Genomic DNA, 24,159 nt, shown 5'->3' on the forward strand with positions numbered 1-24,159 from the left:
GGCTTAACCCACACTCCCTTCTAGGCTGACACTGAGGAGTTTTTGCGCTTCGACGGCAAACTCCATCGGTAATTCTTGTAAGACTTCACGGCAAAACCCATTGACCAGGAGCGCCACGGCCGCCTCTTCGCTCAGCCCGCGTTGACGGGCATAGAAGAGCTGATCTTCTGAAAGCTTAGAGGTCGTCGCCTCATGCTCCAGAACCGCTTTAGGGGTTTTGGCCTCGATATAAGGAACGGTGTGGGCCCCGCACTGATCACCGATCAGCAGGCTGTCACATTGGGTGAAATTGCGTGACCCCGTGGCTTTGGCATGGATAGAGACCAGACCACGATAGGTTTGATCTGATTTACCGGCCGAAATACCCTTCGCGATGATGCGCGATTTGGTATTTTTACCCAGATGGATCATCTTGGTGCCGGTATCGGCCTGTTGATGTCCATTGGTGACGGCAATCGAATAAAACTCACCCTGGCTGTTATCGCCCTTCAAAATGCAAGAGGGATATTTCCAGGTGATCGCCGAACCGGTCTCAACCTGGGTCCAGCTGACTTTTGAATTCTTACCCCGGCAATCGGCGCGCTTGGTGACGAAGTTATACACCCCGCCCTTGCCGTTTTCATCGCCTGGCCACCAATTTTGCACGGTGGAATATTTGATCTCCGCATCATCCAGCGCGACCAGCTCCACCACCGCGGCGTGAAGTTGGTTTTCATCGCGCATCGGCGCGGTGCACCCTTCCAGATAAGAGGCATAGCCGCCCTTATCGACGATGATCAGCGTGCGTTCAAACTGTCCGGTGCCCTGGGCATTCATGCGGAAATAGGTCGATAATTCCATCGGACAGCGCACGCCCGGCGGCACATAGACGAAGGAGCCATCGGAAAAAACGGCCGAATTCAACGTCGCATAAAAATTATCCGTCACGGGCACGACCGAGCCCAAATATTGACGCACCAGGTCAGGATGTTCCTGTAAGGCCTCAGAAATTGGCATGAAAATCACACCCGCCTTGGCCAGTTCTTTCTTGAACGTCGTCGCCACAGAGACCGAATCGAAGACCGCATCCACAGCCACTTTACGCGTCGGCGTATCGCTTTCGCGCGCCTCAGCGGCGGTGGTATTGCCCGCGCCTTCTACGCCCAGAAGAACCTCAGCTTCACGCAAGGGAATGCCCAGCTTTTCATAAGTTTCCAAGATTTCGGCCGGCACATCGTCGATGCTTTTATACGTCGCGCCCATTTTCGGGGCCGCATAATAATAGGCATCTTGATAGTCAAATTTGGGAAATTTGACCTTCGCCCAGGTGGGCTCTTCCATTTCCTTCCAGCGCTTGAACGCTTCCAAGCGCCACTCCAGCATCCAGTCTGGCTCATTCTTCTTGGCCGAAATGAAGCGCACAATGTCTTCATTCAGGCCCTTGGGGGCCATGTCCTGTTCAATCTCGGTCGTGAAGCCATACTTATACTTATCGGCTTCCAACTGGCGTACATCGTCAATGGTTTCTTTTACCGCCGGCATGAAGAGCCTCCTTTCTACACCGCAACCGAAGAAGAGTGCGGGCGAACCTTCGCATAAGCACTGCACCAGGCTTCAGCGAAGGCATCTATATCGTCTTGTGTCGTCTCAGGGCCCAGGGATACGCGCAGCGCACATTGCGCCTCGACATCACTGGCCCCCATAGCCTCCAGCACACGGCTTTTACGAACCTTGCCCGAGGAGCATGCCGATCCGGCGCTCACCGCAAAGCCTGCCAAATCCATGGCTATAACCTGAATTTCACTCAGCCAGCCCGGCGCGCTCAGGCATAGGGTATTGTCCACGCACGGCGCGTTCTTTCCATAGAAGCGAACCTCTGGCATGGCCCCTTCAATCAAGGCGCGCAGCCGATCCCGCAAGGCCCTAAGATCAGTTGTATCGGCTTTCACCGCAGTGATCGCGGCACCAAAACCGGCAATCCCTGCGACATTTTCCGTACCCGCGCGCCGGTTCTTTTCTTGCCCGCCGCCGCGGATCAAAGGCGCATAGCTGACATCACACGACAAGGCCAAGGCCCCCACACCTTGAGGGCCACCCACTTTGTGGGCGGAAAAGGCCGCGAAGTGTGCGCCCGAGGCGGCAAAGTCAAAATCTATCTTGCCCAGCGTTTGAACCGCATCAATCAGGTAAAGCCCGCCCGCCTCGCGCATTAACCGGCCCGCCTCTTCATAGGGCTGGATCACACCGGTTTCATTATTGACCGCCATCAAGGCCAAAAAGGGCTGGCCATCTTGTTCATTATCCCAATCGGCCAAATGCGCTTTAAGCCAGTTTAAATCGGCTTCCCCATTGGGGCGCACGGGCAAAATGTCGACAATCACGCCCAGATGGCGCGCGGTTTCCATCACCGCTTCATGCTCGATCGCACTGATGATCATACGGCGCACACCGGCATGTTGAGCCGCATGAAGGGCCAAATTATCCGCCTCTGTCCCGCCCCCGGTAAAGACGATATCTTCTGCACGCGCGCAAATCGCCTTGCCCACAACCTCACGCGCCGCTTCGATAAGGGCGCGCGCTTTGCGGCCCGGCCCATGGACGCTGGACGCATTGGCCCCCAGCGCAAAGGCGGCTTGCATGGCGTCAAGCGCTTCAGCGCGCAACGGTGAGGTTGCGTTATGATCGAGATATATCGTCACTAAACCCGTAGCCTTATTCTGCCAGTGTAAACTCGCGAAGGTCTACCATCGCGCTGGTGCGTCCATTCGGCATCTGCGCCAAGCCCATGACCCGGCGCTTGATGACATCTTCCAAACTCACCGTATTGAGGAAAAGATGGATATGTCGGCTCAGCTCGTCCCACAGATCATGGGTGACACAGCGCCCGCCCCCTTCCATACAGCCCTTGGTGCGCCCTTTACAGCGGGTCACGTCCACAGGCTCATCCACCGCCAGAATGATATCGGAGATGCGGGTTTGGCTGGCCGGATGCATCAGGCGATAACCGCCGCCCGGTCCGCGCACCGATTCGACAAGGCCTGCTTTACGAAGCTTGGCGAACAGCTGCTCAAGATAGGACAGCGAAATTTCCTGGCGCGAGGCAATGTCTGACAAGGGCATAGGGTTATCTTGCCCATTCAATGTCAGATCAACCATCGCCATGACTGCATAACGACCCTTTGTGCCCAATTTCATGGGTATATGCCCTTTCTTTTGCTCAATCCCATGCGTCTATGACACATGAATGCGCTTAACCCCTCGCATTTTGGGTCCACCTCATGGTAAGAGGCCCGACTTAAGGAAGCTGCGCCTGAGTAGGTTCAGATGTAAGAACCTTAGCTGCGAAGTCAACTATTGCGCCATGCGACGCGTTGTAGCGTTTGTTGGTGGGAAATAAAAGACCAAGTATGCAGCTCAGGTATAACGAAAGGACGCGATAAGACGCCCATGCCTGACGTGATTATCCCTGGCCCAGCTGGCCGCCTCGAAGGTCGATACGCCCCCGGCGATCGTGAAAATGCACCTGTCGCCATTGTTCTGCATGCGCACCCCAAGGGGGGCGGTCATATGGAAAACCCTGTGACCTTGATGATGTATGACATGTTCAAGGAACGCGGCTTTTCGACCATCCGCTTCAACTTCCGCGGTATTGGACGCAGTGAAGGCCAGTATGATCAAGGCCTGGGCGAGCTGTCTGACGCCGCCACGGTTCTCGATTGGGTACAGGCTTATAACCCGAATGCGCCCTATTGCTGGGTGGCCGGGCATTCCTTCGGCGCTTGGATCGGCATGCAGCTTTTGATGCGCCGGCCCGAGATCCAAGGCTTCATCTCGGTCTCACCGCCCACCAATATGTATGATTTCACCTTCCTGGCTCCGTGCCCGGCCTCTGGCATCATTGTTCATGGCGAATCAGATGCCATCGTGCCTCCTGATGAGATGGAACGCGTGATGAGCAAGGTGCGCAGCCAAAAAGGTATTGAGATTACCCGCACCATCGTGCCCAATGCCTCGCACCTCTTCACCCATCATTTGGAAGAGCTGGAGCTGTTGTCGAGCAATTATCTCGATCACCGCTTGTCGATTATGAACGCGCCAAAAATTTCTGCGCGCTCTTAAGTCCCAGCGTTACATTTCAATAAAGCCCGGCCCTAGTGCCGGGTTTTTTGTGCCCTAAGGAAAGGCCACTTCACCGCCGGTTAGGGGCTCCATCACGCCCGTCGTGCCGGGAAAGCTGATGGGAAGGGCCATAAAGGTGCGCGCCGCCAGAAAGGCAAAGGCCTCCGCCTCGATCATATCCCCGCGCCAGCCGACACTTTCCGCACTCATCACCGGAATGCCGCAGGCCGCCTCGATCAATGCCATCATGGTTTTATTCTTACGCCCCCCGCCACAGGCAATGATCCGGCTGGGCCGGGCCGTGATGTGCTCCAGGCCCAGCGCGACAGTCTTTGCAGTAAAGGCGGTCAAGGTCGCCGCGCCATCTTCATCGCTTAAATTCGCGACAGGTTCCAAGGAAAAATCCCAACGGTCTAAGGATTTGGGACCAGGCGTGGTGAAATGGGGGTGATCCAACAGCTCTGCCAGCGCGGCCTCATGCAAACGCCCCTGTGCGGCCAAGGCTCCATCTGCATCATGGGCCAAGCCCTGACGGGCCTGAACGAAGGCATCAATCAAGCCATTGGCGGGCCCGGTATCAAAGGCCGTCAATGTGCCGTCCGCTTCGATAAGGGTGATATTACCCACGCCGCCCAGATTAAGCACGGCGATGGGCCTTTCCAGGCCCGCAGCCTCCACCAAAGCGCGGTGATAAATCGGAGCCAAAGGGGCCCCCTGGCCACCTTCGCGCATATCGTGCGAGCGAAAATCATAAGCCACGCGGCACCCCAAACGCTCGGCCAATCTTTGCCCCGACCCAATCTGACAGGTTCGCCCGGGGCCTTCAGGGATCGGGGCCTCATGCACCACGGTCTGGCCGTGAAACCCCACGCCATCCAGCTCTGAGGGTAATAAACCGCCCGCCCGACACACCTCTTGAACCACTTCCGCATGGACGGCCTCTAGAACCGCTTCGGCGTCTGCAAAAATACGAGGACGCTCACCCTGGAAACGCCAGATCAAGGCGGCCTCGACGGCGTCTTCCAGGATTGTTCGCTCATGGGCGGCATAGGGCCGGTCACAGGTCGGGCCAAAGCCTAAAATGCGGTTGCCATTGGTCTCTAACAGCGCGCCATCCACCCCATCAAGCGAGGTTCCACTCATCAAACCGACAATACGCATCTTCGCTCTTCCCTAATCTTAGCTTCTCTTGCTAGAAGCGCAGTCTTCTTAAGCCATAAATGGAGCTATCGCCATGACCGAACACAAATCTGAGTTTATCTCCGCTCTTGTGGATCGTGGCTATCTCTATCAGGCGACCGATCTAGAAGGCCTCGACGCCGCCGCCCATCAAGGCCCGATCACCGGCTATATCGGATTTGACTGTACGGCAACCAGCCTGCATGTCGGTTCGCTGGTGCAGATCATGATGCTGCGCCGCTTACAACAGGCCGGGCATAAGCCGGTCATCCTCTTGGGCGGGGCCACCACGAAGGTCGGCGATCCCTCGGGTAAAGACACTTCGCGCCCGCTCTTGACCCCCGAGGTCATTGCCGAAAACAAAGCCGGGATCTTAAAGCCCTTTGAAAAGCTGTTGACCATCGGGGATGGTCCCACAGATGCATTGGTCGTTGATAATGATGACTGGCTGGGCAGCTATGGCTATCTCGATTTCCTGCGCGAATATGGCCGTCACTTCACCATCAACCGCATGATGACCTTTGACAGTGTGAAGCTACGCCTGGAGCGTGAACAGCCCCTCACCTTCTTGGAATTCAACTATATGCTGTTGCAAGCGGTCGATTTCCTGGAGCTGAACCGGCGTCATAAACTGACCTTGCAGATGGGCGGCGCGGACCAATGGGGCAATATCATCAACGGGGTGGAGCTGTGCCGGCGCGTGGATGGTACTCAGGTTCATGGCTTTACCACACCTTTGATTACTACCGCATCAGGCGCGAAAATGGGTAAGACCGCCGATGGCGCGATCTGGCTCAATGAAGATCGCCTGAGCGCCTATGATTATTGGCAGTTCTGGCGCAATAGCGAAGATGGCGATGTCGGGCGCTTCCTGCGCCTCTTCACAGATCTACCGTTGGACGAAATCGCACGTCTTGAAGCGCTGGAGGGCGCAGAGATCAATGCGGCTAAAACCGTGCTGGCCAATGAAGCCACGGCCCTCTTGCATGGTCGTGAGGCGGCAGAACGCGCTGAACAGACCGCCAAGGAGACATTTGCCGGCGGTGGGGCGGGCTCTGAGCTTCCCACTTTGGAGGTGACACAGGCCCAACTCAGCGCCGGTGAGATCATGTTGGGTGATGCGCTGGTGAGCACCGGCCTTGCGGGCTCTAAGGGCGAGGTCAAACGCAAAGCCAAGGAAAACGCCGTCAAGGTCAATGGCGAAGCGGTCAGTGACCCCAATCTCATCTTGAACCCAGACCTGTTGGAAGACGGCCTTATCCGCCTTTCCGTGGGTAAGAAGCATCATGCCCTGGTCAAAGTCACGGGCTAGGTCGCACAAAGACTAAGCATCGCGGCCCCGGACTTGATCCGGGGTCCATTTGATAATTGCCAGACGTTTCGTGAAGTATGGATCCCGGCTCTGCGCTTCGCTGGGCCGGGAACCCGGATAGTCTTCAAGGATGATTTTCTACATGCGCGGCCCCGGACTTGTTCCGGGGTCCATCGCTCCATAAGGGAGCGCAAGTGCACGCGAAGCGAGATTCTCAAACTAAGAGTGTCATCCCGGGCAAGCGTAAGCGCGACCCGGGATCTATTGAGTTTGCCCTTTTAGGGAGATAGATCCCCGATCAAGTCGGGGATGACAGACATGAGATTTCAAGACGCAATGCGACCGCAAAATCTCAGTTCCAAACCCGCCCTATTCGTCCCCCTCAGACGCAGGCTCATCCTTTAACTCGCGCGGAAGGTCTTCAACTGCGGCATCGACCTCTTCACGCACCTCTTGCGCTTCGGCCTCTAATTCACGCGCCGCATCCATCGCCTCACGTTGTGCTTCCAACGCCTCCAGCTCACGCTCTGCCGAAGTGCCTTCAAAGATCCGGCGCAAAATCCCTGGTGCCAGCGCGGACAGCGGATTGACGAAAACGCGCGTGCCCGTGAAAGGGCCCTCTACAGCGAAGACTACGCCGATAATGCCTTCGCCGCGCCGCCCGGTGATCAGCTCGCCCAGAACCGGTAATCCGCCCAGGATTGAGTTCGCCCCATAAGAGGGCAAGATCGTGCCATCGACCGCCAAGCGTTGCTCAGACGTGTCCACAACCCCATCCCAGGTAATCCCTAGTGCGGGGCCGACCGCACGCGCATTACGCATCTCCAGGGTCGAGTTTTGCCAGGTAAAGTCGCTGGAGAAGCGCTCAAACACCAAGCCCTCCCCACTTAACAAGCTACCCAGGCCCTCAAAGGATCCTGCCGCCAAAATCCGCGCCAGCAAGGGCATGCGCACCAGGCGAAAAGCGCCCATATCCAGTCGGCCCGTAATGGGGCCCTCTTGACCCAGCAAAGGCGCTTCACCGACCAGGGTCAGGTTTCCGCCCTCAATCTGGCTAAACCCGGTGGCCGCTGTCAGCAAAGTCCCCGCGCTCCCCCCAGTGAGCGACAGCGCGCGCGCCGTACCGGCATCATTGGGTTGGAAATAAACTTCAACGGGGCCGCCAGGGCCTAAAGCAGACAGCGCAAAACGCTCCACGCCTTCCAGTTGAGAGTGCACCAAAACATCCACATTGGTAAAACGCACATCGCGCAAGTCCATGGCCTCAATGGAAGCCTCGACAATCAAAGGCGGTGCATCACTCTCAAACGGTTCTCGTTCGCCATCACTGGAAACGGCGCTTGCCCCCTCCTCTTCGCCATTGTTCGCGGGGGCTGAGTTGCTGGATATCGCATCAACCAGCGTCATGGCATCCAGATATGCCCCTGTGACCGCCAGATGCAATGGCCCCTCGACACCGTCAGGACGCGATCCGCGCACGGCTAAATCCATCAGGCCAGTCAGGCTCAACCGCTCGGCATTCACTTGGAGAAGGCGCCCGCCATGATCGATCATGGCGCTGGCTTCAATCTCGGCATCCCCCGCGTTTAAAGAGAAGGTTTCAAGACTGATCCCTTGAGGGCTGAAACGAACTTCCAGGCGTGAGTTGGCGGCATCTCCAGGGGCTTTTTGCCAAAGATCCATCGGCGCGGAGATCGCCGTATCGCTCAGGTCTAAGTCCATCTGCAAGGTACTGAAATCAACGCCTTTACCTCGCGCATTCACCACCAGTCCCATGGGGCCATCTAAAAACCGGCGCACTGGCATCCCCAGGCGCGCCAAATCCCGGGCCTGTGCCCTGGCCTCAATATGCATCGTGGTCGAAGGCTCATCATCGGGGGCTTTGAAATTTTCTTCCCAGCGAATGCGCGCCGGAATGCCCGCAGCAATCGCTTGGCCTTCGCCCACCATGCCGTCTGGGGTTGCGGTCAAATGCATGACCCCATCTTCCACCTGCGGACCATCTTTCATGCCCGCATCAGGACCAAAGACCAAGGGCCCGGTGATGTCTTCAAAATCGCCTTCAATATCGAAGCCAATATCTTCAATCGGCACTTCAGAAAGCATGGGGCGCGTGATCGAGAACTGCAACCTGCCGCGCCCGCCGAAATCACTGGCGCGAAGGCCATATTGGCTAGCATAACCCAAGGGCTCTTCATCAATCAGCGCAATAAAATCGCTCGCCTTGCCATGACCGACGCCGCCAAAGACCGCCAGCCCACCCTTGGGCTCTAATTGATCAATGCGCACATAAGAACGTTCCATGACGAGATCACCAATCATCCCGCCCGTGCTGGACAGCTCAAAGCCATTACCGAACAGGGTTGCAGATCCCTCAACCCCCAAAAGGGGCGTCATGGTCGAGATATAGCGCACATCCCCGTTCGAGAAATGAAAGCTTAGCGCCAGGTCTTCATCCGGGATCGTACGATCAGCAATATCTTGCCCTTTCAAGGACATATCCATATGCGCATCAAACAGACGCCCACCTAAGATACTCTCGGCCAGCCAATCGCGCGCACCCACTGCAAAATCAATCGGCCACAAGCCTAAGACATCATCCGTGCTGAGATCGCCTTCAATGGGCCCGACTAGGTTCACACTGGGGTAAACCCCACCGGTATCAATCGTATCCAAGCTAACAGCCCCGGTGAACTGCGCGCTCGCCTTCGGCAAAACAATGTCCAGACGTTCAAAGGTGATTTCGGGTCGTAGCGGGCGCATCTCACCGGATAAATCGATGGATTGCCAAATGATCGGGTCACGGAAAAAGCCCGGCCATTCAAAGCGCCCCGGCACCAAGCTTAAATCATAGCGCAAGGTAGAGGGGATTGAGGTCTCGAAGCCTGAAAACTCATAGAGTCGGCCCGTGACATCTAGATTGAGTAATTCTCCATCGACCACCAAATCATGAATTTGGATCTCATTGGCCAAGGTATCATAGGCCAAATGTAAGCGAGCCGCGTTGAGCGCATAGTCTTTACTGGCGTGATGGATAACACCCTGACCAGCCCGGGCGCGCACCATGACTGCGCCTAACCCCGTATCACGCGCCGCATCCAACACCAGTTCCAGGTCCAAGGGCACATCGACTTGACCCAATTGCGCCAGAATCCCACTGCGCGGGGCCACCACGGCTGGATTGAGGTTCGTGACCCGCACATCCACAAGAAGGCTTTCCAGATGTGAGCCGGTTTCAAACCGCACCGACAAAGGCGCAGGCCCCGCTGAAGTCAACCATTGGCCCTCAGCCTCTAAAGCGATTTGACGATTGCTCCGGATAAGCCTGGCTTCACCGTCCTCAATGACAGCGACGAAATCATTTACGGCATCAAAAACACGGATATCCGCCTGGCGAATATCAATCTCGCGCAATCGCGGCAGAAGGTGATCGGTCCCCTCCTCCATCAGACTTTTCAGTAAAGGACGGATTTGCGACGGACCCTGGGATTGAGGCACGCTTTGCGCGCTCATCATCGCGCCGAGATCCACATCGCCCGCACCCAGCTGAGCCACTATCTGGCCTTCGCTATTGCGCCCGACGGTAAAGACCCCGCCTTCTGCCTTTAAGCTGACAGGGCTGATCTCACCGATCAGCAGCAAATCCAACGCGACCCCGACCTCAATATGGCGTGTGGCGGCGATAACTTCCCCGCCGCGCCGTGCGACCGATAAATCTTCTGCCGTCACAATCAAGGCGGCATTATCGGGATTGAAGCCCAGCCGCAATCCCCCCACCGAGGCGACATCGCCGTCAAAAGCTTTAATCAATTGCTCGGTAATCAGCGGGCGAAGAAGATCAACCTCAACCGGTCCAGAGGCCAGACGCCATAAAATCGCAGCCAGCCCAAAAATGACCAGAGCCATAAAAATGGCTAAGCCTTCCAAGACATAAAGCAGAGCATACTGGGCGGTGCGACGCATCGTCTCTCATTCATTACAGGCCCAGGGCTAGACGGCGCGCGCGGCGTGCCTGATCTTGCCCCACCAAATTTGACCCCTTGATATCGGGAGATGTGTTGATGAGCGAACTTGCCCTTGGGCACAAGGCCCCAAACTTCGAAATGCCCACAGATACCGCAGGCAATGTCAGTTTAACGGACCTCAAAGGCAAAATTGTCGTTCTCTATTTCTATCCCAAAGACGATACGCCGGGCTGCACCAAAGAAGCAATTGAATTCAGTGCGCAAAAAGACGCGTTCGCCGCTGAGGACGCGATTATCATCGGCGTATCCAAAGATGATGTGGCCAAGCATGAAAAATTCATCGCCAAACACGATCTGACTATTACGCTGGCCTCTGACGCTGAGACGAACATTGCAGAGCTTTATGGGGCCTGGGGCGAAAAAAAACTTTATGGACGGACCTTTATGGGCATGAAGCGCTCGACCTTTGTCATTGACCGGGCGGGCAATATCGCAGCGCTCTGGCGCAATGTCCGCGTGCCCGGCCATGTGGATAAAGTGCTGGCCAGCGTCAAAGCGCTCAACGCCGCCTAGTTCGCGTTCAAGACCACAATGACCCGCTCGCTTTCCATTTTAGACGCCGCTTGCCTGGTCCTTACCGCCGGTGAGCCCCAGGACAAGGCCGAGCGCGCCTTTGCCGTCGCCAAGGCTTGGCGTGCGGGTGACTATCGCCTGCCTGATCGCGGTGAAGCCAGCCATCCGCCTGCAACGCCCGCGCGCCCTGCTCAGCCCGAACTGGTGGTGCCCGGTTTAGTGCCGCGCCGGCGCCTGACCTCTGCCAAGGGGCGTTTCGCTTTGATGCACGCCGTCGCCCATATCGAGTTCAATGCCATTGATCTGGCCTTTGATATGGTGGCCCGTTTTGGCGCAGATCCACGCCTGAGCGAGGACGAGCGCCGTGATTTTATCAGCGATTGGATCACAGTGGGCGAGGACGAAGCGCGTCATTTTCAGATGATCAGGAAAAGGTTAACCGAATTAGGCGGCGATTATGGGGACTTACCGGCGCATAATGGCCTGTGGGATGCAGCGATGGACACCTCAGACGACCTCGCCGCGCGACTCGCCATTGCGCCCATGGTGTTAGAAGCGCGTGGACTGGATGTGACCCCAGGGATGATTGAAAAGCTAAAATCCGTCGAAGACTTTGAAAGCGTAGCGGTTTTAGAGGTGATCTATGAGGAGGAAGTCGCCCATGTCGGTGCTGGGGCGCGCTGGTTCAAGGTTTTAAGCGCTTATGAAGGCCAAGACCCCGAACCTTATTTTCAGACCATCGTGCGTGAACGCTTCAAAGGTGGATTAAAATTACCTTTCAACATCCAAGCCCGGCTCAAAGCGGGAATGAAGCCATCTTTATACCAACCTCTGGCTGTGAAATCGTAAAAAAATGGAAAATCGGCCCACCGCTTGCAGAGAAGTGATTGATATTTTCTTTCCAATCGTGTCATTGTCGTCACGACTGAGGGGGTCATGGGCAGAAGTGTGGGCGAAGTCTCATGATTAAACGTGTGATTGATGGACCTTGGGACGCGTTAAAAAAACGCTTTCCTGAGCGTCAGATTTATCATCGCAGCGATGGCGAAGTGCGCTATTTCGCGATCACGACCGCTATGCAGGTTGCCGCCTTGTCTGTGGCGATTGTCCTATCGGTGGTCGTGGCTGTCGGCGTGATCAATATCGGGCTGAATGTCCATAATGCCCATCAAAGCGCATCGCGCTTGGCGCAGATGGAAGCCCAATATCAACAACTTACCGAAGAAGCCTATGCGGCGGAAGCCTCCGCACTCGCGCTTCTGGAATCGCAGACGGATGAGTTTTCTCGTACAGCCGGTGAATTCCGCCTGCGTCATGAAACCTTACGCCGTTTGTTAGATTTCGCTGAAGATTTACAAATTGGCGATGGCTCCGAAAGCCCTAGCCTGGATGGCGGACGGGTTTTGATGGCCGCCGCCCCGGCGGATCCGGCCCCGCGCGCCAGCTTGACGCCGATCCGTGTCGACTCACCGCTTGATAATAGCGCTGAATCCCAAGTGACCGCGCTGATCAGCGAACAGGACGCCGTTTTGGCCCGCGCTGAAGATTCAGCGGAATCGCGCGCAGACAACCTCCGCAATATCTTACGCCTCACGGGTCTGCGCCTCGATGATGTCATCGAGGAAGGCAATGGCGAAGAGCCTGCGGGTGGGCCATTGATTACGCTGGAACAATCAGGCGTACTGGGCGAACACTTTGATCCTGAAGATCCCTTCGATGCGCGGGTTGCGCGCATTGCCGCGCGCATCCTGGAAACTGAAACGCTCGAAGCGGCTTTGCGTTCCACGCCTTTGGCACGTCCGGTTGGGGATAATTATCGCGAGACCTCGCCCTATGGTCCGCGCCTTGATCCGTTCACCCGCCGCGCGGCGTTCCACGCGGGTAAAGATTTTGCCGCCTATTCAAATGCACCTATTTTAGCCACCGCACCGGGGCGCGTCGTTTACGCGGGCTGGCGTTCGGGTTATGGTCGATGTGTCGATATTGATCATGGCTATGGCTTTATGACACGCTATGGTCATCTTCGTTCGATAGATGTACGTCGCGGCGATGAGGTGGTTGAAGGCCAACGCATTGGGGGCATGGGCTCTTCAGGTCGATCCACCGCAACGCACTTACACTATGAGGTGTGGTTCAACGGGGAAACCCAGGACCCGGAACGATTTTTAAGAGCTGGACACTATGTTCAATAAACCTAAAGATACGCCAAGCCCCGAATTTGATGCGCAAAATTTCGCATCGCCTTCACCAGCGAAAAGGTCTGCTATGAAATCCAAAGCTCCATCCATTTTAAGCGCTGACCTCTCCGTCAAAGGCTCGATTGCCTCTGAGGGTGAAGTCCAACTTGATGGTTCTGTTGATGGTGATGTGCGTGCTGTAACGCTGACCATCGGCGAAGAAGCCTCCGTCAATGGCGAAGTGATCGCAGAAACCGTTGTGGTTCGCGGCCGTATCGTGGGTTCAATCCGCGCGCGTCAGGTTCAGCTTGCCGCAACCGCGCGCGTTGAAGGCGACATCATTCACGCGACCCTGGCCGTGGAAAGCGGCGCGTATTTTGATGGTCACTGCCGTCGCAATTCTGATCCGCTCTCTGACAGCGCCAAGCCTGCCAATGACAAACCCAGCGTTAGCGCACCGCCTGCACCGGCAAGCAGCAATGCGCCAAAACCTGCTGTGGGGTAATTCCTAAGCGTTTTCGTACAAAAAAGGCGGCTCATTGAGCCGCCTTTTTTATATCTGCCTCACGCAAAGCCGCGCTTAGTCCTCATTGTTCGCGCCGACGCGCTGCGAGAGCGCTGCGGCCATAAAGGCATCAAGATCCCCATCCAGCACCCCTTGGGTGTCAGAGGTTTCGACCTGGGTACGCAAATCCTTGACCATCTGATAGGGCTGCAACACATAAGAGCGGATCTGATGGCCCCAACCGATATCGGTCTTGGACTCAGCTTGGGCCTGGGCGGCCTCTTCGCGCTTTTGCAATTCCAGCTCATATAAACGCGCGCGCAACATGTTCCAGGCCGTGGCGCGGTTTTTATGTTGTGAGCGATCGTTTTGACATTGCACCACAATCCCGGTGGGGATGTGGGTCAGACGAATGGCGGAGTCCGTTTTGTTGATGTGCTGGCCCCCAGCCCCGGACGCGCGATAGGTATCAACGCGCACATCTTTTTCTTCGATCTCAATCTCAATCGTGTCATCGACCAAAGGATAGGCCCAAACACTAGCAAAGCTGGTATGGCGCCGGCCTGAGCTATCAAAGGGGGAAATCCGCACCAGACGGTGCACCCCAGCCTCAGTCTTCAGCCAGCCATAGGCATTTTCGCCCTTGATGAGAAGCGTAGCTGATTTCAACCCCGCCTCTTCCCCGGCCTGTTCTTCGATCACTTCGACTTTATAGCCCGAGGCCTGGGCCCAACGCGAATACATCCGCGTCAGGATTGAGGCCCAATCTTGCGCCTCTGTCCCGCCCGCGCCGGGATGGATCTCCAGATAGCTATCATTACTATCGGCTTCACCAGACAGCAGTGCTTGTAATTCTGCCTTGCCGGCCTTTTCCTGCACGCTTTTCAGGGCCGCGAGCGCCTCTTGGAACAGGTCTTCATCCTCTTCCATCTCGGCCAGCTCAGCCATCTCCAGATTATCGGCCAAATCCGATTCAATCTCGGTGACGGCTTTCATCGCGGCATCGAGCTTATTACGCTCTTGCATCAGCGCTTGGGCGGCCTGCGGACTATCCCACAGGCTGGGGTCTTCCGCGCGCGCATTTAATTCGTCTAGACGTTTCTGGGCCGTATCCCAGTCAAAGACGCCTCCTTAGCAGTTCCGCTGACTGCTCGATGGCGGTTTTTAAATTCTGGATGTCAGCGCGCATGGCGGTGCATCGCTCCTATACTCATCAATAACGCTAAAGCCTGCCTTTGATGAAGGCAGTAAGGGGCGCATGGAATAACGCCAGTGGCGGCTTAATACAAGCCGCCCAGGCTTTCTTGTTCAGTCTCATCCTCCACCGGAGTGGAGGAATCCAGACTGCCACGGCCAAAACTTAAAGTTTCTTCCACCGCCGTTTGGCCGCGCTGCGGCTCAGTTCCCGGTTTAAAGGCTTCCAAAATCGTGCCGGGAACCCCAATGGCAGAGGGCTCGCCCGTGCGCGCATTGATAGGCGCAAACCGCACGCCTTCAGGCACGCGGAAGGGCGCAATCGGGTAATTGGCTAAGGTCGGCTCCATAAAATCGCGCACGATCGGCGTCGCGACCCGGCCCCCGGCTTCCCCCTGGCCCAAAGGCAGCGGGCTATCAAAGCCGACATAGGCCCCCACAATCAGGTCCGGGCTGAAGCCCACAAACCACGCATCGCGGAAATCATTCGTGGTCCCGGTTTTACCGCCCAAAGGCCGACCGAGGGAGCGCAGCGCCGTACCGGTGCCGCGTTCGACGACGCCTTCCAGCATGTGAACAACCTGATAGGCCGTCACAGGCGAGATTACTTCCTCGCCCAATTCTGGCAGGAAGGGTTCTTCCACCGCCGGTGACCAATCGAGCATTTCACAATTTTCACACGCGCGCGGATCATGGATATAGATGTTATGCCCGCTGCGATCCTGGACGCGGTCAATCAAGGTCGGCTCGATCAAGCGCCCGCCATTGACCAGCGCGGTATAACCCGACACCAAACGTAGGAGTGTGGTCTCCCCGGCCCCAAGTGACATGGCCAGAACCGGATCAAGATGATCATAAAGACCAAAGCGCTCGCCATATTCCGCAATTGGCCCCATGCCAATATCTTGCGCCAGGCGCACAGTCATGACGTTACGCGATTTTTCCAGGCCCAGACGCAAGGTCGATGGACCATAAAACTCCTCAGAATAGTTTTGCGGACGATAGAACCGCATATCCCCGCCGCCCGAAGCCGCAAAGGGTGCATCCAGTATGATCGAGGCTGGGGTATAGCCATGATCCAGCGCGGCCGCATAAACGAAAGGCTTGAACGATGACCCAGGTTGGCGGCGCGCCTGCATGGCGCGGTTAAACTGGCTCTGCTGGAAAGAATAGCCGCCCACCATGGCCAAAACCCGGCCCGTATGCGGGTCCAGCGCAATGATCGCACCATTGACGGCCGGGATCTGGCGCAGACCATAGGCATCGGCGGGTGTAGCCTCATCGCCATCAGCTTCGCCGCTTAACGGCTCAACCAGAACCACATCGCCGACATTCAACACATCGCTTGGTCGCGATGGCGCGGCCCCTACCGTGGGGAAGCCCGATTGGGTGCGCCCTGGTGCCCGCGCCCAGCTTAGCGCCTCACGCGTCACATAAACGTCGCGCCCATCGACAAGGCCCAAGATCGCGCGGTCATCGCGCAAAGTGCGCACGACGGCGACGGCCCAGCTCTCATCAATATCGGCGGGGGCATCAAATTCGGCCAAGGCCGTCTGCCAATCGCCATTCAGCGCGATTTGGCCCAAAGCCCCGCGATAGCCATGGCGGCGATCATAGTCTTCCAGACCTTTGCGCAGCGCATTGCGCGCGGCCATCTGCATGCGGGTGTCCAGCGTCGTGCGGATCGACAGCCCGCCATCGTAAAGCTGATCTTCGCCATAACGATCAAAGACTTGACGGCGAACCTGCTCAACAAAATATTCCGCTGCCAGATAGGTCTCACCTTCCAGACGGTCACGCGTTTCCAAAGGACGCGCCATCGCGCCATCGGCTTCGGCCTGGGTGACATAGCCGTCTTCCAGCATCCGCCCGATCACATAATTGCGCCGGGTCACCGCGCGATCATAATAGCGCTCTGGATTATAATTGCTGGGCGCTTTGGGGAGGGCCGCCAGATAGGCCGCCTCTTCCAGATCCAGCTCATCCAGGGACTTGCCGAAATAATTCAGCGCCGCCGCCGCAATCCCGTAAGAGCGATTGCCAAGATAAATCTCGTTGACATAAAGCTCGATAATCTCGTCCTTGGTGAAGGCGCGTTCCATACGCCGGGCAATGACGATCTCTCGCACTTTACGGTCGATTTTCTGGTCCGAGGTCAAAAGAAAGTTTTTCGCGACCTGCTGGGTAATCGTTGAGCCCGATTGTAAAGGCCCGCCGCGCCCAGATGCGATCTGTAACACCGAACGGATACCGCCGCGGATCATACCGACCAGATCCACACCGCTATGTTCGTAGAAATTCTTGTCCTCTGCCGCGATAAAGGCCTGGATCACATGCGGGGGAATGTTCTCGATCGGCACAAAGACGCGGTGCTCGCGGGCATATTCTGCGATCAACAGGCCATCACCAGCGTGAACGCGGCTCATAATCGGCGGCTCATATTCAGCCAGCTGTTGATAATCAGGCAGATCATCGGTCACGCGCACCACATAAATGGCCGCCGCGATCAAGGCGATGACGCCTAAAACAAAAGCCGTGATTACGCCCCAGAGCATAATCCGGCCGATCCATGTCCAGCTGAGAAGTTTCATTCTACCCTCGCGCCTGATGGCGTCGCATCTATCCCCCGATAGAGATTCATAAAAAAGAAGCTCTATTCAGGCCCCATTATGGCCGCTTTGGGACGGCTTAACCAGTCTTTCTTATGTCAATCAAGCCTGATATGCGCAAATATCTTATTGCGCCGCACTCGCGCGGTTCAAAGTCGCGGTATAAGTCGGATTATTCGGGCTATGACAGCGCTCAAAATGATGGTCGATGGACTCGGCCACCGTGGCCATCAAACGCTGGCGGAAACGGGCATTATTAAGGTTATGGGCATCATCACGATTGGTCAGGAAGCCCATCTCAAACAGCACTGCAGGCACTTGTGAATCAAGTAAGACATAGAAATTAGCCTGACGCGGGCGCTGATCCAGCACCGGGGCCATACCGCCAACGCGCCCGATCAAATCCTGGGCAAAGACCAAAGACTGATTACGCTTTTCGCGCAACGACATATCCAGCAGCAAATCCTGTACCGGCTGGGCATAGCCATTCGATAAGAAGCCATCGGAATGATCCAAAGCCCGGTTGCGCGCACGGTTTACCGCACGATCGGCCAGGGTATAAACGGTCGCCCCGCGTGCGCTGGAGCCCGACGCCACCGCATCCGCATGTAAAGAGATGAAGAGATCCGCATCGGCATCTTGGGCGATCCGAATACGGTCTTCCAATTCAATAAAGACATCGCTATCGCGGGTCATCACAACTTCATATCGGCCCGTGGCCAACAGAATATCGCGCAGCGCCAAAGCGGCGGCCAAATTGACCTGCGATTCATGATGGCCGCCATGGCTCGCCGCTGCGCCGGGATCACGCCCGCCGTGACCGGCATCAATCACGACGCGGATCTGACCACATTGACCAGCGTCATAGCGCGCATGGGCGCGCTCTGCGACCAATTGATCAATACTGGTCGAGGCGGGAAATTCACTCGAACTGGCCTGAAAAACCGACGCCTCAGCCGTAGCGATATCAATCACCTGGCGATAATTGCCGCTTTCACCCGGTTCCAAATTCAAGGTCTGACTGACTTGAGATGGCCCGGTGAGGTTAAAGACCAGACGAGAACGCCCGCCAGCCCCACTGATAAAGCGGAAATTGGAAACATGGCCGCGCCCTGCCCCCTCACCGGTGGCAAGACTGGCAACGGCCCATAGCGCCTCTGGGAGTTCCATCACCAGGCGCGGACCCGGTTCAGCCATGGTAAAGGCCTGAAACTCAACCGGTTCAGAGGTTTCAACGACAATGCGGGTAGAGTTTTCACCTTCGCCGAAGCGAATGGCCGTCACTTCAGGATTGGCCAAAGCCACCCCGTGCGCAGCGATCATCATCGCCAGGACTGAAACCCCGGCGCAAATCTGACACCAGCCGCGTCGCATTTTGCGTGTCACTGCCATTTCCACCACCTGCACATCTACCCGTTTTGGGTTTTTACCCGTTTCTGGGCCTTGCGTGATTCGCCGCAAGCCTTTTTTTGGACTTATATCGCAGTAAGCTTGACGTTTGGTTGACGGCGATGACAACAGCTTTAGCACGGCTTGAGCCGCTTTTCATTGCCCAAAGAATAGTGCATTGTGGAAATGTCCAAGATAAAGGCGGTGCGTGGATTGACCTTTCGGGTCTCTGTGGCACACCTTAAAACCTTGAGATAGCCTTCTGATTTGTCTCAGGCAGTCATGATATATGCCTGACACACTCCAGGAGTAGTTTAAAAAAACAAGTTCACCGGCCCCCCAACATCCCTGGGGTTTAAAGGCCGCCCGTAACCCGAAGGTGGGATATTGAGAGCGATTATGCGCTTTAATCCCATTTTTTAAGGATAAGCACGATGCGCATTGCGCGTGACACAGTTGATCCATTGACGATCCAAGCCCTGTGCGCATCGCCGTTTCACAATCATGACCGCTCCCCGCTTCATCCTCTGCCCCGGCAGGCGGATCGAAGACCTTTGGCGCGGTTTGGAGTTTTAGTGCATGTCTCGCAAGATGCTAATCGATGCGGCGCACTCGGAAGAAACCCGAGTCGTCGTGGTGGATGGACACCGCGTAGAGGAATTTGATTTCGAATCAGCCACGAAACGGCAGATCCGTGGCAATATTTATCTGGCCAAAGTCACCCGCGTAGAGCCCTCTCTACAAGCGGCATTCGTCGAATATGGTGGCAATAAGCACGGCTTTTTGGCCTTTAATGAAATCCACCCTGACTATTATCAGATCCCTGTTGAGGATCGTGTCGCCCTACGCGAAGCCGAAGCCGAGCTGAGCGCCTCATCGCAAGCCGATGAGAGCGATGATGATAGTATTGACGAGGAAGAACTGATCGAAGAAGCCGCGCGCAAGCGTCGCCAGCTCCTCCGCAAATACAAAATCCAAGAAGTCATCAAACGTCGCCAAGTTCTGCTGGTACAGGTGGTTAAAGAAGAGCGTGGCAATAAAGGTGCGGCCCTGACGACCTATCTGTCATTGGCTGGGCGTTATTGCGTCTTGATGCCCAACACCCCGCGCGGCGGCGGTATTTCGCGCAAAATCACCAATGCGCCCGATCGTAAACGCCTTAAAGAAATCGCTGGAAATCTGGAAGTACCCAAGGGTATGGGTCTGATCGTGCGCACCGCCGGTGCGGCGCGTACCAAGACCGAGATCAAGCGCGATTATGATTATCTGCTGCGCCTGTGGGAGACTATCCGCGAGGATACGCTCAAATCCATGGCCCCGACCCTCATTTATGAGGAAGGCAATCTGGTCAAGCGCGCAATCCGCGATCTCTACGACAAAGACGTTGAAGTCATTCAGGTTGAAGGTGACGAGGCCTATAAAGAGGCCAAAGCCTTTATCCGTATGCTGATGCCAAGCCACGCCAAAAAGGTCCAGCCCTATAAAGCGTCCGTCCCACTCTATCTCTCCAGCGGCGTTGAGAACCAGCTTGAAGCGATCTATTCGCCGGTCGCGCCCTTACGCTCGGGCGGTTATTTGGTGATCAATCCCACCGAAGCCCTGGTGTCTGTGGACGTCAACTCCGGTCGCTCGACCAAAGAGCGTAATATCGAACAAACCGCACTGCGCACCAATTTAGAGGCGGCTGAGGAAGCCGCGCGTCAGATGCGCCTTCGCGACCTGGCGGGCCTTGTCGTCATCGACTTCATCGATATGGAGGAGAACAAAAATGTTCGCCTCGTCGAGAAGAAGATGAAGGATGCGCTGAAAAAAGATCGCGCCCGTGTGCAAATGGGCAAGATCTCGCAATTCGGCCTGATGGAAATTTCCCGCCAGCGCCGACGCACCAGCCTGGTGGAAGGCTCGACCGAGAGCTGCCCGCACTGCGAAGGCCTGGGCCATATCCGCAGTATCGAATCATCGGCATTGCTGGCCCTTCGCACGTTGGAAGAAGACGCCATGCATGGGCGCACCGCGAAAGTGGCGCTGAAATGCCCCAGCGATGTTGCACTTTACCTGCTTAATGAAAAGCGTGAGCATATTCTCGATATCGAGAATCGCTTCCAGATCCGCATCGTCATTCAGGCCGATCGCGATGTGATCCGCCCACATTGCGCGCTGGAGCGCCTGGAAAGCCGCAATCTGGAAGATGCACCGAAACTGGATATTCCTGAGCTGATCATGCCTGATCCCGTTATTGATGACGAGGAAGAAGACGAAGAGGTCGCTGCGCCAGCCGCCGCCCAAGCCAAAGAGGATGGCGAGGGTGACGCTAATCGCCGTCGGCGCCGGCGTCGGCGCCGTGGCGGCCGTCCTGGCGATCAAGAGGGTCGGGGTCAGGATGAGGATCAAGCCTTTGTAGCCTCTGGTGAAGACGAAGAGGCCTCCCTCGATGATGGGGAAGACCGCGAAGAGCGTGAAGAGCGTGCTGAAGGCGAGGATGGTGGTGAAGATCGTCCCCGCAAGCGCCGCCGGCGTGGTCGGCGCGGCGGCCGGGGGCGTCGCCGTCAGAATGATGATCAAATCGAAGCCCAAGACGGCGAAGCCATAGCCTCGGACGAGATGTCTGAGGAAGGCGATGTCGAAAGCGGCGATGATCATCAAGACGATATTCATGACCCCCTCGCCGTGGTTCGCCCCAGCACCTATGAGGACTTGTCCTCCTCTGGCACCGAAGGTGAAGATGAAGAGGCCCGCGAAGCGCGCCGTCGTCGTCGTCCCCAGCGCAAGCCGCGTGAAGCCGTCGCTGAACATGGTGCTGTTGAGACCGTTACTGAAACATCTGTAGAGGCCATAACTGAGGCCCCAGCTGAAAGTGTAGACACCCCTGAAGAGGCCCCCGCTGTCGTGGCTGAAGAGGACGCGCCTAAGCCTAAGCGTCGCCGTCGCAAGACGAGCGCTACGCCTGAAGCCGAGGCGAGCGAGGCCGAAACCGCTAAGGTCAACGCTGAAGAGGCTCCCGCCCCTGACGCCGCGACTGAGGAAGACGCGCCCAAGCCTAAGCGCCGTCGCCGCACGACCAAAAAGGCTGAGGCCGAAGCTACTGAAGGCTCAGCCGAGACGGTTGAGACCCCTGATGCTGGCGCTGAAGAAGAAGCGCCGAAGCCTAAGCGTCGTCGGCGTACGACCAAAAAGGTTGAGGCAGAGACCGCTGAAGCAGCAGCTGAAGCGGCAAATGCCCCTGACGCGAGCGAAGAGGAGGCGCCGAAGCCCAAGCGTCGTCGTCGGACAACGAAGAAGGCTGAAGCCGAAGCGCCCGTTGAAGCCTCTGCTCCTGAAGCGCCCGAGGTTGAGGTTCAGCCCGCACGCGTTGACAGCCCGGCCGCCGATGCGCAGCCTGAAGTCCTGGCGAGCAGCGAGACCGCAAGCCCTGTGACGGTGGACGCAGACGCATCGCAGGCGGTGGAGATTGAAACCCCTGCGGTATCCATCCCGGTCGCTGCGCCGGAGGCCACCTCTGAGGCTGAAGCCCCGTCTGAGGCTCAAAGCGATAGCGATGAGAGTGACGAGGACAAGGGGCCAAAGCGCAAGGGCTGGTGGCAACGCTCCCAAAAGCTCTTCGGGCTAGGTAACTAAGCCCTCATATCCCATCACAAGTCGCGTGATCAGGCGGTCAGCCGCCTTGTCACGCGACGGGATTTGACTAAGCTGGGCGTATAATTATGGGGGCTACATTTACGGAGGCCCATTTGCGCCTGAAATCTCTCCTACGCCTCTCGATTGCCGCCTTTGGGGCGGTGACCTTTACCGGTTCGGCCCTATCGCAAAGCCTTATCCGCGATACCGAAATCGAAATGATGATGCGTGAATACGCTAATCCCATTATCGAAGCGGCTGAGCTGGATCCAAATTCTGTCGATCTTTACCTGATCGGCGATATGAATTTTAACGCCTTCGTGATGGGCGGGCAAAATATCTTCTTTCACACCGGCGCCATCATCACCGCTGACCAACCCAATGAAATCAAGGGTGTTCTCGCCCACGAAATCGGCCATATTGCGGGCGCGCATCTGCTACGCTCAGGCGAAGCCAGTAAATCGGCCATGGCCACGATGCTGGCCACCATGGGGTTGGGCCTTGCCGCGGCGCTCGCCGGTGAAGGGGGGGCCGGGGCAGCCCTGATCGCGTCAAGCCAGCAATTTGCCGCGCTCGATTATATGACCTATAGCCGCGCACAAGAATCTGCCGCTGATCAGGCCGCTGTAGGCTATCTTGATAAAACCGGGCAAACCAGCATTGGCCTTGTCAACACGTTTGAGCGTTTCCGCTATCAAGAGGTGATGTCGAATGCGCGCCGGATGCAATATTTCCGCTCACACCCCCTCTCCTCACAACGTATTCAGGCGCTGAGAAATCGGGTTGATAACAGCCCTTATGCGCAACACGCCGACAGCCCGGAAGAGGTCGCGCAGCTGCGCCGTATTCAGGGCAAGATCATTGGCTTTATGGCCTCACCGGCGCAGACTTTCCTGCGCTATCCGGAAAGCGACACCAGCCTGCCCGCGCGCTATGCCCGCGCGGTGGCCTATTATAAAGACGGTCAGCTTGCCCGGGCCCGCGAGCATATCGAAGCCCTCATCGCTGATGAGCCGGACAATCCTTTCTTCTATGAGCTGGAAGGCCAGATGCTGTTTGAAAGCGGGCATATAGAAGAATCCATCGCGCCTTATGAGCGCTCGGTCGAGCTTCTGCCCAATGCCCCGCTTATTCGCATCAATCTGGCGGGATCCTTAGTCGCATTGGGCGGTGAGGCGAATTTGCAGCTCGCGCGCGAACATTTGAATTATGCCCTGGTCGCCGAACCGGACAATAGTTTCGGCTGGTATCAAATGTCTATGGTGTATCAAGGCCTTGGCGATAATGCGATGGCGGAACTGGCAACCGCAGAACGCGCCTATTCTGTTGGCGATAAACGCCAAGCCTATACTTTTGCCACCCGCGCCCGCGAAGATTTAGAACGCGGCACCCCATCGTGGATCCGGGCCAGCGAACTGATCGCGGTCAGTACGCCAACCCCTGAAGAGATGCGTGAAATCCGCCGCCGCGAGCGCTCAAACCGGCGCTAAAGTCTCGCCAGACAGAAGACATTGATTTAAAGGGTTACCCCGTGGGGTTAACG

General features: G+C 56.7%; 16 protein-coding genes. 8 read left to right on the forward strand and 8 right to left on the reverse strand.

The window, feature by feature from the left end:
• Nucleotides 1-3: 3 nt before the first annotated feature.
• Genes sufB through H151_RS0113015 form a run of 3 tightly spaced genes read right to left on the reverse strand, consistent with a single transcriptional unit; the run spans nucleotide 4 to nucleotide 3,174 of the window.
• A complete protein-coding gene (sufB, locus tag H151_RS0113005) occupies nucleotides 4-1,521 on the reverse strand; it encodes a Fe-S cluster assembly protein SufB (protein WP_019962102.1) in 1,518 nt (505 codons plus the stop codon).
• 14 nt (nucleotides 1,522-1,535) lie between these two features.
• Nucleotides 1,536-2,678 (reverse strand): cysteine desulfurase family protein, encoded by a 1,143-nt coding sequence (locus H151_RS0113010; protein WP_019962103.1) that lies wholly within the window; start codon nucleotides 2,676-2,678, stop codon nucleotides 1,536-1,538.
• A 13-nt stretch (nucleotides 2,679-2,691) separates the two neighbouring features.
• Nucleotides 2,692-3,174 (reverse strand): Rrf2 family transcriptional regulator, encoded by a 483-nt coding sequence (locus tag H151_RS0113015; protein ID WP_019962104.1) that lies wholly within the window; start codon nucleotides 3,172-3,174, stop codon nucleotides 2,692-2,694.
• A 252-nt stretch (nucleotides 3,175-3,426) separates the two neighbouring features.
• Between H151_RS0113015 and H151_RS0113020 the strand changes: the two genes are divergently transcribed.
• Nucleotides 3,427-4,098: an alpha/beta hydrolase gene (locus tag H151_RS0113020; RefSeq protein ID WP_019962105.1), complete on the forward strand. Its 672-nt coding sequence runs from the start codon at nucleotides 3,427-3,429 to the stop codon at nucleotides 4,096-4,098.
• A gap of 54 nt (nucleotides 4,099-4,152) precedes the next feature.
• Here the strand turns inward: H151_RS0113020 and H151_RS0113025 are convergent, their stop codons facing one another.
• On the reverse strand, nucleotides 4,153-5,259 hold the full coding sequence (locus H151_RS0113025; protein ID WP_019962106.1) for an anhydro-N-acetylmuramic acid kinase: 1,107 nt from the start codon (nucleotides 5,257-5,259) through the stop codon (nucleotides 4,153-4,155).
• A 73-nt stretch (nucleotides 5,260-5,332) separates the two neighbouring features.
• On the opposite strand from H151_RS0113025, the gene tyrS reads away from it, so the two are divergent.
• The gene (tyrS, locus tag H151_RS0113030) at nucleotides 5,333-6,589 is read left to right on the forward strand and encodes a tyrosine--tRNA ligase (protein WP_019962107.1); all 1,257 of its coding nucleotides are present in this window, start codon (nucleotides 5,333-5,335) and stop codon (nucleotides 6,587-6,589) included.
• A 369-nt stretch (nucleotides 6,590-6,958) separates the two neighbouring features.
• Here tyrS and H151_RS0113035 read toward each other — a convergent pair whose 3' ends face one another.
• Nucleotides 6,959-10,552, reverse strand: a complete 3,594-nt coding sequence (locus H151_RS0113035; protein ID WP_019962108.1) for a YhdP family protein — start codon at nucleotides 10,550-10,552, stop codon at nucleotides 6,959-6,961.
• 98 nt (nucleotides 10,553-10,650) lie between these two features.
• On the opposite strand from H151_RS0113035, the gene H151_RS0113040 reads away from it, so the two are divergent.
• The 4 genes from H151_RS0113040 (at nucleotide 10,651) to H151_RS0113055 (ending at nucleotide 13,809) form a co-directional block, all read left to right on the forward strand.
• Entirely contained in the window at nucleotides 10,651-11,127 is a 477-nt protein-coding gene (locus tag H151_RS0113040; RefSeq protein WP_019962109.1) for a peroxiredoxin, read from the forward strand.
• A gap of 18 nt (nucleotides 11,128-11,145) precedes the next feature.
• Complete coding sequence (locus H151_RS0113045) at nucleotides 11,146-11,976, forward strand: ferritin-like domain-containing protein (protein WP_019962110.1); 831 nt, start codon at nucleotides 11,146-11,148, stop codon at nucleotides 11,974-11,976.
• Nucleotides 11,977-12,089: 113 nt separating this feature from the next.
• Nucleotides 12,090-13,319, forward strand: a complete 1,230-nt coding sequence (locus H151_RS0113050) for a M23 family metallopeptidase (RefSeq protein WP_019962111.1) — start codon at nucleotides 12,090-12,092, stop codon at nucleotides 13,317-13,319.
• A gap of 73 nt (nucleotides 13,320-13,392) precedes the next feature.
• On the forward strand, nucleotides 13,393-13,809 hold the full coding sequence (locus H151_RS0113055; protein WP_233354587.1) for a bactofilin family protein: 417 nt from the start codon (nucleotides 13,393-13,395) through the stop codon (nucleotides 13,807-13,809).
• A 75-nt stretch (nucleotides 13,810-13,884) separates the two neighbouring features.
• Here the strand turns inward: H151_RS0113055 and prfB are convergent.
• The 3 genes from prfB to H151_RS17210 all read right to left on the reverse strand — a co-directional run bounded on the left by prfB (nucleotide 13,885) and on the right by H151_RS17210 (nucleotide 19,004).
• Nucleotides 13,885-14,998, reverse strand: a protein-coding gene (prfB, locus tag H151_RS0113060) for a peptide chain release factor 2 (RefSeq protein WP_156823506.1) whose coding sequence is annotated in 2 segments (ribosomal slippage) — nucleotides 13,885-14,928 and nucleotides 14,930-14,998 — 1,113 coding nt in all. Because the reading frame shifts where the segments join, the coding sequence is not laid out codon by codon here.
• Between the two features lie 91 nt (nucleotides 14,999-15,089).
• On the reverse strand, nucleotides 15,090-17,594 hold the full coding sequence (locus H151_RS0113065; RefSeq protein WP_019962114.1) for a penicillin-binding protein 1A: 2,505 nt from the start codon (nucleotides 17,592-17,594) through the stop codon (nucleotides 15,090-15,092).
• A gap of 144 nt (nucleotides 17,595-17,738) precedes the next feature.
• The gene (locus tag H151_RS17210; RefSeq protein WP_156823507.1) at nucleotides 17,739-19,004 is read right to left on the reverse strand and encodes an N-acetylmuramoyl-L-alanine amidase; all 1,266 of its coding nucleotides are present in this window, start codon (nucleotides 19,002-19,004) and stop codon (nucleotides 17,739-17,741) included.
• A gap of 576 nt (nucleotides 19,005-19,580) precedes the next feature.
• Between H151_RS17210 and H151_RS0113075 the strand changes: the two genes are divergently transcribed.
• Together H151_RS0113075 and H151_RS0113080 are read left to right on the forward strand one after the other, a co-directional pair.
• Nucleotides 19,581-22,616 carry an Rne/Rng family ribonuclease gene (locus tag H151_RS0113075; protein WP_019962116.1) on the forward strand — a complete coding sequence of 1,012 codons (3,036 nt, stop codon included), beginning with the start codon at nucleotides 19,581-19,583 and terminating at the stop codon, nucleotides 22,614-22,616.
• Between the two features lie 86 nt (nucleotides 22,617-22,702).
• Nucleotides 22,703-24,106 carry a M48 family metalloprotease gene (locus H151_RS0113080; RefSeq protein ID WP_051088980.1) on the forward strand — a complete coding sequence of 468 codons (1,404 nt, stop codon included), beginning with the start codon at nucleotides 22,703-22,705 and terminating at the stop codon, nucleotides 24,104-24,106.
• The last annotated feature ends 53 nt before the right edge of the window (nucleotides 24,107-24,159 follow it).

It is taken from the genome of Woodsholea maritima DSM 17123 (genome assembly GCF_000382325.1).
Taxonomy (GTDB): Bacteria; Pseudomonadota; Alphaproteobacteria; order Caulobacterales; family Maricaulaceae; genus Woodsholea; species Woodsholea maritima.